16 protein-coding genes are annotated in these 13936 nt (G+C 69.6%); 12 read left to right on the top strand and 4 right to left on the bottom strand.

Annotated features, from left to right (window positions below; all coding sequences use genetic code 11):
• Positions 1–113: 113 nt before the first annotated feature.
• From argH to ACTMVF_RS08420, 4 genes are all read left to right on the top strand, one after another.
• Complete coding sequence (gene argH / locus ACTMVF_RS08435; RefSeq protein WP_441270315.1) at positions 114–1544, top strand: argininosuccinate lyase; 1431 nt, start codon at positions 114–116, stop codon at positions 1542–1544.
• A gap of 170 nt (positions 1545–1714) precedes the next feature.
• Positions 1715–2686 carry an aldo/keto reductase gene (locus ACTMVF_RS08430; RefSeq protein WP_441270314.1) on the top strand — a complete coding sequence of 324 codons (972 nt, stop codon included), beginning with the start codon at positions 1715–1717 and terminating at the stop codon, positions 2684–2686.
• Between the two features lie 100 nt (positions 2687–2786).
• A complete protein-coding gene (locus tag ACTMVF_RS08425) occupies positions 2787–3338 on the top strand; it encodes a TetR/AcrR family transcriptional regulator (RefSeq protein WP_441270313.1) in 552 nt (183 codons plus the stop codon).
• On the top strand, positions 3335–4858 hold the full coding sequence (locus ACTMVF_RS08420; RefSeq protein WP_441270312.1) for an MFS transporter: 1524 nt from the start codon (positions 3335–3337) through the stop codon (positions 4856–4858). Before ACTMVF_RS08425 ends, ACTMVF_RS08420 begins: the two co-directional genes overlap by 4 nt.
• 68 nt (positions 4859–4926) lie before the next feature.
• Here ACTMVF_RS08420 and ACTMVF_RS08415 read toward each other — a convergent pair whose 3' ends face one another.
• Entirely contained in the window at positions 4927–5601 is a 675-nt protein-coding gene (locus ACTMVF_RS08415; RefSeq protein WP_441270311.1) for a lysophospholipid acyltransferase family protein, read from the bottom strand.
• 393 nt (positions 5602–5994) lie between these two features.
• Here ACTMVF_RS08415 and ACTMVF_RS08410 point away from each other — a divergent pair, with 393 nt between their 5' ends.
• From ACTMVF_RS08410 to ACTMVF_RS08400, 3 genes are all read left to right on the top strand, one after another.
• A complete protein-coding gene (locus ACTMVF_RS08410) occupies positions 5995–7167 on the top strand; it encodes a glycerophosphodiester phosphodiesterase (RefSeq protein WP_441270310.1) in 1173 nt (390 codons plus the stop codon).
• A gap of 74 nt (positions 7168–7241) precedes the next feature.
• The gene (locus tag ACTMVF_RS08405) at positions 7242–7751 is read left to right on the top strand and encodes an RNA polymerase sigma factor (protein ID WP_441270309.1); all 510 of its coding nucleotides are present in this window, start codon (positions 7242–7244) and stop codon (positions 7749–7751) included.
• Positions 7752–7796: 45 nt separating this feature from the next.
• Positions 7797–8294 carry a GNAT family N-acetyltransferase gene (locus ACTMVF_RS08400; RefSeq protein WP_441270308.1) on the top strand — a complete coding sequence of 166 codons (498 nt, stop codon included), beginning with the start codon at positions 7797–7799 and terminating at the stop codon, positions 8292–8294.
• On the opposite strand, the gene ACTMVF_RS08395 is transcribed toward ACTMVF_RS08400, so the two are convergent.
• From ACTMVF_RS08395 to ACTMVF_RS08385, 3 genes are read right to left on the bottom strand one after another with little or no spacing between them, the layout of a single operon-like run.
• Positions 8284–8727: a hypothetical protein gene (locus ACTMVF_RS08395; RefSeq protein WP_441270307.1), complete on the bottom strand. Its 444-nt coding sequence runs from the start codon at positions 8725–8727 to the stop codon at positions 8284–8286. The genes ACTMVF_RS08400 and ACTMVF_RS08395 overlap by 11 nt on opposite strands.
• Positions 8708–9067 carry a hypothetical protein gene (locus tag ACTMVF_RS08390; RefSeq protein WP_441270306.1) on the bottom strand — a complete coding sequence of 120 codons (360 nt, stop codon included), beginning with the start codon at positions 9065–9067 and terminating at the stop codon, positions 8708–8710. Before ACTMVF_RS08390 ends, ACTMVF_RS08395 begins: the two co-directional genes overlap by 20 nt.
• Before the next feature lie 50 nt (positions 9068–9117).
• A complete protein-coding gene (locus ACTMVF_RS08385) occupies positions 9118–9267 on the bottom strand; it encodes a hypothetical protein (RefSeq protein ID WP_441270305.1) in 150 nt (49 codons plus the stop codon).
• A gap of 69 nt (positions 9268–9336) precedes the next feature.
• Here ACTMVF_RS08385 and ACTMVF_RS08380 point away from each other — a divergent pair, with 69 nt between their 5' ends.
• The 5 genes from ACTMVF_RS08380 (at position 9337) to ACTMVF_RS08360 (ending at position 13827) form a co-directional block, all read left to right on the top strand.
• The gene (locus ACTMVF_RS08380) at positions 9337–9984 is read left to right on the top strand and encodes an HAD-IA family hydrolase (protein WP_441270304.1); all 648 of its coding nucleotides are present in this window, start codon (positions 9337–9339) and stop codon (positions 9982–9984) included.
• A gap of 381 nt (positions 9985–10365) precedes the next feature.
• Entirely contained in the window at positions 10366–11400 is a 1035-nt protein-coding gene (locus tag ACTMVF_RS08375) for a methionine ABC transporter ATP-binding protein (RefSeq protein ID WP_441270303.1), read from the top strand.
• Positions 11397–12122, top strand: coding sequence for a methionine ABC transporter permease (locus ACTMVF_RS08370; RefSeq protein WP_441270302.1), 726 nt, complete (start codon positions 11397–11399; stop codon positions 12120–12122). The genes ACTMVF_RS08375 and ACTMVF_RS08370 overlap by 4 nt, the downstream gene beginning before the upstream one ends.
• A gap of 70 nt (positions 12123–12192) precedes the next feature.
• Entirely contained in the window at positions 12193–13026 is an 834-nt protein-coding gene (locus tag ACTMVF_RS08365; protein ID WP_441270301.1) for a MetQ/NlpA family ABC transporter substrate-binding protein, read from the top strand.
• Positions 13027–13188: 162 nt separating this feature from the next.
• Positions 13189–13827 (top strand): GNAT family N-acetyltransferase, encoded by a 639-nt coding sequence (locus tag ACTMVF_RS08360; RefSeq protein WP_441270300.1) that lies wholly within the window; start codon positions 13189–13191, stop codon positions 13825–13827.
• Positions 13828–13936: the final 109 nt, after the last annotated feature.

Genomic DNA, 13936 nt, shown 5'->3' with positions numbered 1-13936 from the left:
GCATACTCATGCAGGTCAATGTGTGGTGAGCGCACTGGCCTGACGACCGCCTCCCCGTTCACGCCACGGGGAGGCGGTGCCACACACGCAGACTCTTCCGAGGAGCGCAGCAAGTGAGCAGCAACAGCGGTGACGTCCGGCTCTGGGGCGGCCGTTTCGCCGACGGTCCCGCCGAGGCCCTGGCCAAGCTGTCCGCGTCCGTCCACTTCGACTGGCGGCTGGCGCCGTACGACATCGCCGGTTCTCGTGCCCACGCGCGCGTGCTGCACAAGGCGGGGCTCCTGACGGAGGACGAGCTGACCCGGATGATCGCGGGGCTCGACCAGCTGGAAGCGGACGTGGCCTCGGGTGAGTTCGTGGGCACGATCGCCGACGAGGACGTCCACACGGCTCTGGAGCGGGGCCTACTGGAGCGCCTCGGCCCCGACCTCGGCGGCAAGCTGCGCGCGGGCCGCTCCCGCAACGACCAGGTCGCCACCCTCTTCCGGATGTACCTCCGCGACCGCGCCCGCGTCATCGGCGGCCTGATCGCCGGCCTCCAGGACGCGCTGATCGGCCTCGCCGAGGCCCACCCGGACGTGGCGATGCCCGGCCGCACCCACCTCCAGCACGCCCAGCCGGTGCTCTTCGCCCACCACGTCCTGGCCCATGTGCAGTCGCTGTCCCGGGACGCCGAGCGGCTGCGTCAGTGGGACGAGCGGACGGCCGTCTCGCCGTACGGCTCGGGCGCCCTCGCGGGTTCCTCGCTCGGCCTGGACCCGGAGGCGGTGGCGAAGGACCTCGGCTTCGAGCACGGGTCCGCCGCCAACTCCATCGACGGCACGGCCTCCCGTGACTTCGTCGCCGAGTTCGCCTTCATCACCGCGATGATCGGCGTGAACCTCTCCCGGATCGCCGAGGAGGTCATCATCTGGAACACGAAGGAGTTCTCCTTCGTGACCCTGCACGACGCGTTCTCCACCGGCTCGTCGATCATGCCGCAGAAGAAGAACCCGGACATCGCCGAGCTGGCGCGCGGCAAGAGCGGCCGCCTGATCGGCAACCTGACGGGCCTGATGGCCACGCTCAAAGCCCTGCCCCTCGCCTACAACCGCGACCTCCAGGAGGACAAGGAGCCGGTCTTCGACTCCTGCGACCAGCTGGAGGTCCTGCTCCCCGCCTTCACCGGCATGATGGCCACCCTCACCGTCAACCGCGAGCGCATGGAGGAACTGGCCCCGGCCGGCTTCTCCCTCGCCACCGACATCGCCGAGTGGCTGGTCAAGCAGGGTGTCCCGTTCCGGGTCGCGCACGAGGTCGCCGGCGAGTGCGTCAAGGTCGCCGAGTCCGAGGGCAAGGAGCTGGACGAGCTGACGGACGAGCAGTTCGCGAAGATCTCCGCTCACCTCACGCCGGAGGTCCGCTCGGTCCTGAACGTTCCGGGTGCCCTGGCGTCCCGCAACGGCCGGGGTGGGACGGCGCCGAGCGCGGTGGCGGTCCAACTGGCCGAGGTGAAGCAGGACGTGGCGGCCCAGCACGAGTGGGCCACTGCCAAGAAGCGGTAGGGCAACGCCCCCAAGGGGCGCGGGGAACTGCGCGACACAGCACGATGAGCCCCCCATCCGCCCAGGAGTCGTACCACCCGAGCTCCTGGGCGCCCCGCTCAGCAAGCGCAGCGTCATCGCGGGTTACGTTGGTCGCAAGCCGCACCGGAACCGACCGAACGGAGCCCGCGATGCCCTTCGCCCGACTGGCAACAGCAACCACCCCGACCTGCCACATCGGACTGGGCCTCGCCGCCGTCGGCCGCCCCGGCTACATCAATCTCGGCCGTGCGGAAGACCTTCCGGCTGACCGCAGTGTCACGGCCCTGCGCGACCGTACGCACGAACTCCTGGACGCCGCCTACGCCCAAGGCGTCCGCTACTTCGACGCCGCCCGCTCCTACGGCCGCTCCGAGGAGTTCCTCGCGGACTGGCTCAACAAGAACCCCCGCATCGACGACGTGGTCATCGGCAGCAAATGGGGCTACACCTACACGGCCGGCTGGACGGCGGACGCCGACACGCACGAGGTCAAGGACCACACCCTCCCGACCTACGAGCGCCAGCACGCCGAGACCGACGCCCTGCTCGGCGACCGGCTCGACCTCTACCAGATCCACTCGGTGACCCCGGACAGCCCGGCCCTCACCGACAAGGACCTCCACGCCAGGCTGGCCGAAGCCGCCGCTCAGGGCCTCACCATCGGCTTCTCCACCAGCGGCCCCGCCCAGGCCGACGCGATCCGCGCCGCTCTCGCCGTGACGGTCGACGGCGAGCCCCTCTTCCGTACCGTCCAGTCGACGTACAACGCCCTGGAGACCTCGGCCGGCGCCGCCCTCGCCGAGGCCCACGACGCCGGGCTCACGGTGATCGTCAAGGAGGGCATGGCCAACGGACGGCTCGCGGACCCGTACGCGCCGGACGCGCTGAAGGCCGTAGCCGCAGAAACGTCTCTGGGCTGCGACGCCGTCGCCCTCGCCCTGATCCTCCGCCAGCCCTGGGCCGGCGTGGTCCTCTCCGGCGCCGCGACGACCGTACAGCTCGCGTCCAACCTGCACGCGGCGGTCGTGGATCTCGACGACGAGCAGGTGGAGCGGCTCGCGGCGCTGGTGGAGGAGCCGGCCGCGTACTGGGAGCGGCGCGGGCAGCTGCCCTGGCACTGAGGCGCCGGCCGAGTAGAGGGATGTGAGCTCTGCACCAGAGCTGTGAGCTCTGCATGCCTTGAATGAGACACCTGTGTCTCAGATGGTCTATGGTTGTCTCATGGCCGTCGATCGTGACCACGTACTGCGCAGCGCCGCAGCCCTGCTGACCCGCAAATCCACCGCGACCATGGACGAGGTCGCCAAGGCCGCCGGGATCAGCCGGGCCACGCTGCACCGGCACTTCGCCGGGCGGGACGCGCTCGTCCGGGCGCTGGAGGCGCTCGGCATCGCGGAGTGCGAGGCGGCGGTGGACGCGGCGCGGCTGGACGACGGGCCGGCGAGTGACGCCGTGCGACGTCTCGTCCGCGAGATCGAGTCCGCCGCCGGGCTCCTCGCCTTCCTCTACACCGAGAACCAACTGTTCGAGGGCGAGGAGCAGCACGAGGGCTGGTCGAGGATCGACGGCCGTATCGCCGCGCTGTTCCGGCGCGGACAGGACAGCGGCGAGTTCCGGATCGATCTCACGCCCGCCTGGCTCACCGAGGCCCTGTTCGGGCTGCTCGCCTCCGGCGCCTGGGTCGTGCAGAACGGCAAGGTCGCCCCCAAGGACTTCCACCACATGATCGTCGAGCTGCTGCTCGGCGGTGCGCTCAGAAGAGAGGAATCATGACCAGCACCCTGCAGCCGGCAACCACGACCGAGGCGGTGAAGCGTCCGGGCCGCTGGCTCGCGCTGTCCGTCCTCGTGCTCGCCGTGCTGCTGGTGGCCGTGGACGCGACCGTCCTCGGCCTCGCGACCCCCTACATCAGCGAGGACCTGAAGCCCTCCGGCACCCAGCTTCTGTGGATAGGCGACGTCTACTCCTTCGTCATCGCGGGTCTGCTGGTGTCGATGGGCAGCCTCGGCGACCGCATCGGCCGCAAGCGGATCCTGCTCGTCGGCGCCACGGCGTTCGGCGCGATATCCGTGCTCAACGCCTACGCGACGACACCTGAACTGATGATCCTGGCCCGGGCGTTGCTCGGCGTCGCGGGCGCCACCCTGATGCCCGCCACGCTCGCCCTGATCCGTAACCTCTTCCACGACCCGCGCGAGCGCAGCCTGGCGGTGGGCATCTGGGGCGCGACGGCCTCCGCCGGCACGGCAGTCGGCCCGATCGCCGGTGGCTTCCTCCTCGAACACTTCTGGTGGGGCTCGGTCTTCCTGATCAACCTGCCCGTGATGCTGGTCCTCGTCGTCGTCGGCATCAAGCTGCTGCCCGAATCACGCAACCCGAGTTCCGGGCCGTGGGACCTGGTCAGCGTCGTACTGTCGCTCGTCGGCATGATCGGCATCGTGTACGCCGTCAAGGAGGCCGCCACCCACGGCTTCACCTCGGCCACGCTCGCCGTGGGCCTGCTGGGCGCGGCCGCGCTGTACGGCTTCGTCCGCCGCCAGTTCACCCTGCCGGCCCCGCTGCTGGACATGCGGCTGTTCCGCCACCGCGGCTTCAGCGGTGCGGTGCTCGCCGACCTGCTGACCATCCTCGGCCTGTCCGGCCTGGTGTTCTTCCTCTCCCAGTTCCTGCAACTCGTGCAGGGCAGGGGCCCGTTCGAGGCGGGCCTCGCGGAGCTGCCCGCCGCGATCGGCGCCGTGGTGGCCGGCCTGATCGCCGGCCGCGTGGCCCGCCGCTTCTCGGTACGGGCCGTCGTCTCCGGCGGCCTCGCGGCAATCGGCCTCGCACTGGCCGCGCTCACGGTGATCGACCGCTCGACGGGTTATCCGCTGCTCGGGGCCGCCCTGCTGGTGGTCGGCGTCGGCGCGGGCTTCTCCTTCACGGTGACGTCCGACGTGATCCTCGGCTCCGTACCGAAGGAGCAGGCGGGCGCGGCGTCGGCGGTGTCGGAGACGGCGTACGAGCTGGGCGCGGCTCTGGGAATCGCCGTACTGGGTTCGATCGTGACGGGTGTCTACCGGGACTTCACGGGTCCGGCAGGCACTCCGGCCGAGGCCCACGAGTCGCTGGGCGGCGCGGTGGAGGCGGCGGCGGGGTTGCCCGCACAGACGTCGGAGGCGCTGTTGGACGCGGCCCGGCAGTCTTTCGTGGACGGCTTGGCGCTGGCGGCGGGGGTAGGCGCGGCAGTGCTGCTCACCGCGGCAGTGGCAGCGTGGTTTCTCCTCCGTGACCAACGGCTGGACAGTGCCGGTTAGGGGCGCGGGGAACGGCGCGATCAACCACGTACCACCCGCAGCCGCCGCACCTGAGAACCGAAACGGCGCTACGCAGCCTCTTTGGCCTTGCTCGCGTACATGTCCACATACTCCTGCCCGGACAACTGCATGACCTCAGCCATCACGGAGTCGGTAACGGCCCGCAGCACATAACGGTCCCGGTCCATCCCCTCGTACCGGGAGAACTCCATCGCCTCACCGAACCGCACCGTCACCTTGCGCGGCCGCGGCATTCCCGCCCCGCCCGGCTGGATCTTGTCGGTGCCGATCATGGCGAAGGGAACGACAGGCGCACCGGTCATCAGCGTCAACCGCGCGATACCGGTGCGCCCCCGGTACAGCCGCCCGTCGGGCGACCGCGTGCCCTCGGGGTAGATGCCGAAGACCTTGCCCTCCTCCAGGATGCGGCGCCCGGTCATCAGCGCAGCGACACCGCCCCGGCCGCCGTCCCGGTCGACCGGGATCATGCCGACGCCGGTGAAGAACCAGGCCATCAGACGGCCCTTGAGGCCCTTGCCGGTGACGTACTCGTCCTTGCCGATGAAGAAGACCTGACGGTCGCAGACCAGCGGCAGGATCATCGAGTCGATGAACGTGAGGTGGTTGCCGGCCAGGATGACCGGACCGTCGCCCGGGATGTGCTCCGCGCCCTCCACCTGTGGGCGAAACATCAGGCGCATGATCGGTCCGAGCACTGCCTTGATGAGCGCGAAGCGGGACAACGGGCCCTCCGGGGTCAAGGGGATGGCGAGGGATCTGTATAAGTCTGTGCAGGTGAGGACGATACTCGCGGTTCCCGGGGTCCCGCACATCGGGTGGGCCGACTTCACCGAGGTCTTACGCACTGTTGACGCACGTTTACCTGCGGTGGCGCGTCGTGGACGGTGCGTAACGCTCCCGCCATGATGTGACGGACATCGCCCCCGGGGCTCAGGGACAGGCCCTACCGGACGACTTCCCCGCACCGCCGGGCCCATTCCGACGGGCCGTCATCTCACCTTTCCCGTACGACATTCAGCGTCACCCGCGAGTTCCGCCGGAGGTCTCCCATCCGTCATGTGCGCGCACCTACGATCGGCGCGCACTGAATGAGCGGAAGGTCAGGGAGGGCCCTCATGGGAACCCAGGAGAACGAGCAGGCGGGCGTAACCGGACGGCGGATGTTTCTCGGCGCGGCCGTGCTCGGCGCGGGCGGAGCGGTCCTCGGGCTGTCCGGTACGGCGAGAGCGGCCGAGGCCCGGCCCGGTGGTGGCGGTGGCGGTGGACTGAAGAGCCTGCCCAAGCCGACGATCATCGGCCACCGGGGTGCCAGCGGCTACCGGCCCGAGCACACCCTCGGCTCCTACCAGCTGGCCCTCGACATGGGCGCCGACATCGTCGAGGCGGGCGACCTGGTGCCCACGAAGGACGGTCACCTCGTCTGCCGGCACGAGCCGGAGATCGGCGGCACGACCGATGTCGCCGACCATCCGGAGTTCGCCGACCGGAAGAAGACGAAGTCCCTCGACGGTGTCGCCACCACCGGCTGGTTCACCGAGGACTTCACGCTCGCCGAGCTGAAGACCCTGCGCGCGATCGAGCGCATCCCGGCGAATCGCCCGCACAACACCCTCTACAACGGCCGCTGGGAGATCCCCACCTTCGAAGAGGTCCTGAAGTGGCAGGACGAGCAGACCCGTAAGCGCGGCAAGCAGGTCTGGATCTACCCCGAGCTCAAGCACCCCACCTACTTCCGCAAGCAGGGCCTCGCCCTGGAGGAGCGGATCGCCAAGGTGTTGCACAAGCACGGCAAGGACAAGCGGAACTCGGCGGTCATCATCCAGTCCTTCGAGCCGACCAGCATCCAGCGCCTGAACAAGCTGGTCGACAACCCGCTGGTGGTCCTGCTCTCCGGCCCGACCACCCGCCCCTGGGACTTCGTCGAGACGGGCGACCCGCGCACGGTCGCCGACCTGGTCAAGCCGGCCGGCCTCAGGGAGATCGCCTCCTACGCGCAGGGCATCGGCCCGACCCTGGACCTGGTCATCCCGAAGGACGCGAGCGGCAACCTCACCACGCCCACCACGCTGGTGAGCGACGCGCACAAGGTCGGCCTGGTCCTGCACCCCTGGACCATGCGCAACGAGAACCCCTTCCTCCCCGCGAACTTCCGCAAGGGCACCGACGCGGACGCCTACGGCGACGTCTTCGGCGCCTACAAGACGTACTTCGCGACCGGCATCGACGGCGTCTTCACCGACAACCCCGACACGGGCGTGCTGGCCCGCGAGGACTTCGTCAACGGCTGAGACCCGCGCCCCGGTTGGGGTGACTGTCGGCCGCCCGGGCAACCCCGCGCCCGGGCGGCCGCGTCGTGCCGCATATGACGGACGACCTGGTTGCCGCCCTGCGCCCGCTGCTCCTCGCGGAGGCCTCCGCCGAGGCACACGCCGCCGGAACGGAGCCGGGCGACCTGGAGCAGGCGGTCTGGTTACGTCTCCTGGAACGCCTCGACTCGGACGGCCCACCCGTGGACCCGCAGGGCTGGCTGCGCAGAGCCGTCCGCTCCGAGGCGCGCCGAAGCCGCCGTACGACGCGACGGGAACAGCCGTACGACGGCGAGCCCGCCGCCGATACCGATCGCCATGACCCCGAACACCTCGCCCTCACGGCGGCCCGCCACCGAGCCCTGCGCGAAGCGGTGCGCCGCCTCCCCGGCCGCTGCCCTCGCCTCATGGAGGCGCTCCTCTCCCCGAACGACCTGACATACCGGGAAATCGCGGGGGAGTTGGGTATCTCACAGGGCAGTCTCGGCCCGGAACGTTCCAGATGCCTGGGATGTCTGCGGCGATTGCTCACACCGGAGGTTGCGGCCCGCGGAGTGCGGGGATAGGAGTGAGGGACGACAGGCGATCAGGTGAGCGGGAGGCGTGCGCACATGGGCATGAGCGTGACCATCTCGGCGGCGACCGAGCAGGACGCGGAGCAGATCTTCAGGCTGCAGTACCTGTGCTTCCAGAGCGAGGCGGCGCTGTACGGCAACTACCGCATCGACCCGCTGGTCCAAACCCTGGACTCGGTCCGTGCGGAGGTCGCCGCGGACTGTGTCTTCGTGGCGCGCCTCGGCGAGGAGGTCGTCGGTTCGGTCCGCGGCAGCGTGACCGCGGACGGCGCCGCCGCCATCGGCAAGCTCTGCGTCCACCCCCGCCTCCAGGGTCACGGCATCGGCGCCCGCCTCCTGCGCGCCGCGGAAGCCGCCCTGACCGAGCGGCACGGCGCCACGAGGTTCCGCCTGGAGGCCGGCCACCGCAGCGAGGGCAACCTGCGCCTGTACCGCAAGGTGGGCTACGAGGCGGTGGGCACGTCGAAGGGCGCGGACGGGGTCCCGATGATCGTCCTGGAGAAGCCGGCGGGGACGTACGCCACTACTGCGTGACGGTTCGTGCCTTGCGCAGCCAGTACAGGGCCGACAGGGGCAGCAGTACGGGGATGAACAGATAGCCCATGCCGTAGTCGGACCAAACGGTCGCATCGGGGAACGCCGAGGGCTCCACCAGGGTCCAGGTGCCGACGATCAGAACGCCCGCGAGTTCGGCGGCGCAGCACACCCGCGCCGCCTTGCGGGCCGTTTCCCCGCCTCGTACCAGCGTGTACGTGATGAAGCCGTACACGAGACCCGCGACGGCCGACAACGCATAGGCGAGCGGCGCCCGGTCGAACTCGGTCGCGATCTGGTACGCCGATCGCGACACGGCCCCGACCACCATCACGCCGTACAGCCACACCAGCAGTATTCCGGGGCCGCTGATCAGCCGCGTCCTGGTGGGCTTGTCCTGTGTCACGGCCACCTCAGCCTCCCCAGATGTCATAGAGCCGCACCTCCAGCACGGCCAGCACCACACCGCCGGCGGCGACCGTCACCGAACCCCACTTGGACCGCTCGGCCAGCGACATGAACCCCGCGGCCGGAACGCACGCGAAGGAGCCCAGCAGATACGCAACGAAGATCGTCGTGCCCTGCTCCGGCTTCTCGCCCCGCGCCAGCAGCACGACCCCGACCACCAGCTGCACCAGAGTCAGCACCGTGACCACGGCCATCCCGATGAAGTGCCAGTCCTTCGTCGACTGGTCACGGTAGGCGGCCCACCCGCACCAGGCGGCGAGCAGCAGCGCGGCGACACCGATCACCAGCGTCAGGGCATCAAGCATGGAGCGACCTTAATACGGCCCAAAAGACCTGATGCGCCCGGCCCCGGCGGTCAGCCGACCGGCTCGTCGGTGACGAGTCCGACGTTCACGACACGGGGGTTCGGCCCCGTCTCGACCAGGTGCGGCAGCGTCCAGGTCACGCCGTAGCAGTCGTCGGGGCCGAAGCAGTCGGCCGCCGCCCGGGCCTCCGCGGCCGTCACCGGCTGCGCGATCGTCCGGCCCCCGAGGCCGTGTCCGGCACATCCCGGCGGCCCCGTAGGGTCCAGACCATGACGATCCACGCACGCGCTCTCCTGTTCGACAACGACGGCACACTCGTCTCCTCCCTCGCATCCGTCGACCGATGCTGGGCGCTGTGGGCCGACGAGTACGGCATCACGGAGGAGTTCGGCGAGGTCGAGCTGCACGGACGCCCGGCCGTCGAGATAGTCGCCGACCTGCTGCCCGCCGACGTCGTGTCGGAGGCCCTCGCGCGGATCGAGACGCTGGAGGTGGAGGACGTACCGAACGACGGCGTCCACCTGCTGCCCGGCACCAAGGCGTTCCTCGACTCGCTGCCCGCCGACCGCTGGGCCGTCGTGACCTCTGCCACCCGACGGCTGGCAGAGGCCCGGCTCGACGCCGTCGGGATCCTCCCCAAGACGATGGTCACCGCCGACGACATCACCCGCGGCAAGCCCGACCCCGAGCCCTACCTCCTCGCCGCCCGCGAACTGGGCGTCGAGCCGGCCCACTGCGTCGTCTTCGAGGACGCCCCCGCCGGTCTGGCGGCCGGTCGCGCCGCCGGGATGATCACCGTGGCGTTGACCACAACCCACCAGGCCCACGAGCTCGACGCCGACCTGGTCGTGAAGGACCTGTCGGCCCTGTCCGCCCTGGTCACCGATGGGGGAGTGGAGATCTCCGTCCGCGGCTGAGCGCTGTCCGCCGCTGTCCAGTATGCGGACAGCGGCGGTCGGTAAGGACCGTACGTCTGGTTTACTGATCGCATGACCACGACGAGCTGCCGCACCTTTGCGACCGAGGCGACCCTGACGCCCGGTGCTCGTTGTATGTGTCGAATGTGTGCCTGCTAGAGGGCCCCCGCACCACCCTGAGCCTCGCGCCCCGAAGCGAGAGCCCGCTCATGTCCACGTGCCCGCCACGCGTACGGGACTGAGCCGCCCCGCGCACACGATTCTCCTCACCGGTTCCACCGCGCCTGCGAGAGCCGTGCCGCGTCCTGGCTGCCTTCGACCATGAACGCCACGTGCCCGGCGCCCACGAGGTGCCGCGCACTCGACAGTGACGGAATCCCAGTGATCACCACAACGGGCCTGACCAAGGTCTACCGCTCACGCGCCCGCGAGGTCACCGCCCTCGACGGCGTCGATCTGCACGTCCGCGAAGGCGAGGTGTACGGCGTCATCGGTCAGTCCGGCGCCGGCAAGTCCTCGCTCATCCGCTGCGTCAACCTGCTGGAGCGGCCCACCGCCGGGACGGTGACCGTCGACGGACAGGACCTCACCGCCCTCGCCGGTCGCGGTCCCCGGGCCGGCAAGGAACTGCGGCAGGCGCGCAGCCGTATCGGCATGGTCTTCCAGCACTTCAACCTGCTCTCCTCCCGGACGGTCCAGGACAACGTCGAGCTTCCGCTGGAGATCCTCGGCAAGTCGGGGAAGGAACGCTCACGCAAGGCACTTGAGCTGCTCGACCTGGTGGGCCTCGCGGACAAGGCCAAGGCCTACCCCGCCCAGCTCTCCGGCGGCCAGAAGCAGCGCGTCGGCATCGCCCGCGCGCTGGCCGGCGACCCCAAGGTGCTGCTCTCCGACGAGGCCACCAGCGCCCTCGACCCGGAGACCACCCGCTCCATCCTCCAACTGCTGCGCGACCTGAACCGGCAGCTGGGCCTGACCGTCCTGCTCATCACCCACGAGATGGACGTCGTGAAGTCGATCTGCGACTCGGCCGCGCTCATGGAGAAGGGGCGCATCGTCGAGTCCGGCACCGTCAGCGAGCTCCTCGCGACCCCCGGCTCCGAACTCGCCTCCGCGCTCTTCCCGGTGGGCGGCGAAGCCTCCGCCGACGACCGCACCGTCGTCGACGTCACCTTCCAGGGCGAAGCCGCCACTCAGCCGGTCATCTCCCAGCTCTCGCGCACCTACAACATCGACATCTCGATCCTCGGCGCCGCCATCGACACCGTCGGCGGCCTCCAGGTCGGCCGGATGCGCATCGAACTGCCCGGCCGCTACGAGGACAACGTCGTGCCCATCGGCTTCCTGCGCGAACGGGGCCTGCAGATCGATGTCGTCGGGCAGGAGCCCGTGCTGGTGAAGGAAGGTGCCAAGTGACCTGGTCCGAGATGCAGCCCCTGCTGGAGCAGGCGTGTTGGGACACCCTCTACATGGTCGGCTGGTCCACCCTCATCGCCGTCGTCGGCGGTCTTCCGCTCGGCATCCTCCTCGTCCTCACCGACCGGGGCGGCCTGCTCCAGAACGTCCTCGCCAACAAGGTCATCGGGCAGGTCGTGAACGTCGCCCGCTCGATGCCGTTCATCATCCTGATGGTCGCGCTGATGAGCTTCACGCGCTGGGTCACCGGGACGACGATCGGCCGCGAGGCCGCGATCGTGCCGCTCGCGATCGGCGCGATCCCGTTCTTCGCGCGCCTGGTTGAGACGGCTGTCCGCGAAGTGGACGGCGGGCTCGTGGAGGCCGTGCAGTCCATGGGCGGCAACACCTGGACGGTCGTACGGAAGGTGCTCGTCCCCGAGTCCCTGCCGTCCCTCATCGCCAGCACCACGACCACGATCGTCGCCCTCATCGGCTACTCGGCCATGGCCGGCACCGTCGGCGCCGGCGGCCTCGGCGACATCGCCATCCGCTACGGCTACCAGCGCTTCGAGACCGAGCTGATGTGGCTCACCGTCGCGATCCTCGCCGTCGTCATCTCCCTCATCCAGTTCGCCGGCGACTACGCGGCCCGCTCCCTGCACCGGCGGGGCGGCACATCGGGCCCGGCGCCGAAGCTGCGGCTGCTGAAGGCGTCCACGGCCACGAGCAAGACCGTCTAGGCCCAGCTCCCCCTGAACTCCCCGACCACCCAAGTCGGGGTCGCACCACCCATAAGGAAAGGCACTTTTCGTGCGTAACACCGCCAAGATCACCACTGCCGTCCTCGCCGCCGGAGCCCTCACCCTCGGACTCTCCGCCTGCGGCTCGGACAAGGACTCCGGTTCCGACACGAGCGCCCCGCTGAAGGTCGCGGCCACGCCCACCCCGCAGGGCGAGATCCTCACCTACATCAAGGACAAGCTCGCGAAGAAGGCCGGCCTCGAACTCGAGGTCAAGGAGTTCACCGACTACGCGACGCCGAACACGGCCGTCCAGCAGGGTGAGGTCGACGCCAACTACTTCCAGCACCAGCCGTACCTGGACGACTTCAACAAGAAGAGCGGCACCGACATCGTGGCCGTCCCGAACGCCACGGTGCACCTGGAGCCGCTCGGCGTGTACTCCCAGGGCGTCAAGAAGCTCACGGACCTCAAGAAGGGCGCCACGGTCGCCGTCCCGAACGACACCACCAACGAGGCCCGCGCGCTGAAGCTGCTGGAAGCGGGCGGCGTGATCAAGCTGAAGGCGGGCGTCGGCTACGAAGCGACCCCCAAGGACATCGCCTCCAACCCCAAGAACCTCCAGTTCAAGGAGCTTGAGGCCGCTCAGCTGCCGCGCTCCCTCGGCGATGTCGACGCCGCCGTCATCAACGGCAACTACGCGCTGGAGGCCGACCTCAGCCCGGCGAAGGACGCCATCGCCGCCGAGTCGCCCAAGGACAACCCGTACGGCAACTTCCTCGCGGTGAAGAAGGGCAACGAGGACGACCCGCGCGTGCGGAAGCTGGCGAAGCTGCTCACCTCGCCCGAGGTGAAGAAGTTCATCGAGGACAAGTACAACGGTGCCGTCGTCGCGGCGTTCTGAGAGGTCAACCTCCATCTGACGGTGCGTTTACCGCGTATCGCCACGCACGGGGTCCACTCCTTCACTTGGTGTGGGCCCCGTGGTGCATCTCAGTGCTTTCATGCTGCATGCTGGGCAGTTCAGCAGGCCCTGAAGGTTTTGTCGAAGGTTACGGAGCGGCGCATGACTAGCACCTTCCCCAACATCTCCATCAGCACGGAGCGGTTGGTGCTGCGGCCCCTCGACGAGGACGACGTGCCCGCACTGGCCGAGATGATGAACGACGAGCAGGTCGGCGCCTGGACCGACGTCCCCCAGCCCTTCACCGAGGACGGCGCGCGCACCTGGATCACCGACCACGCCCCCACCGAGCGGGAGACCGGCCGCGGACTCGACCTCGCCGTCACCGAGTTCCTCACCCAGCGCCTGGTCGGCGTCGTCCAGCTGGCCAAGACGAACTGGCATGTCCGGGCCACCGAGTTGTCGTACGTCATCGCCCCCTGGGCCCGCGGCGAGGGCTACGCCTCCGAGGCCGCACTCGCCACCGCCCAATGGCTCTTCAGCGACCAGAAGTTCGAACGCATCGAGCTGCGCACGGCCGCCGACAACACCGCCTCCCAGCAGGTCGCCCAGAAGATCGGTTGTATCAGCGAGGGCGTCCTGCGCAACGCCTGCATAGCGCACGTCCGGGCGGAGGACGGCACCTGGACCGACGTACGCACCGACTTCATCGTGTGGAGCCTCCTCCCGGAGGACCTCGACGGCGCCGGGGAGCAACTGGCCGACAGCGGCGGCTTCACCTCGTTCGGCGAGTGGAACTGACGGGAACCGAAACCTCGGGCCTCACCGGTGCCGACATACCGACCAGGTACCCTCACGGAGCCCGCCCCTCGGGCTGACCTCTGATCGACCTGCGCGAACCCAGGAGACT

It is taken from the genome of Streptomyces sp. SD31 (genome assembly GCF_052068475.1).
Taxonomy (GTDB): domain Bacteria; phylum Actinomycetota; class Actinomycetes; order Streptomycetales; family Streptomycetaceae; genus Streptomyces.
The sequence above is the reverse complement of the archived record's forward strand: the minus strand, read 5'-3'. Positions and strand labels throughout refer to the sequence as shown.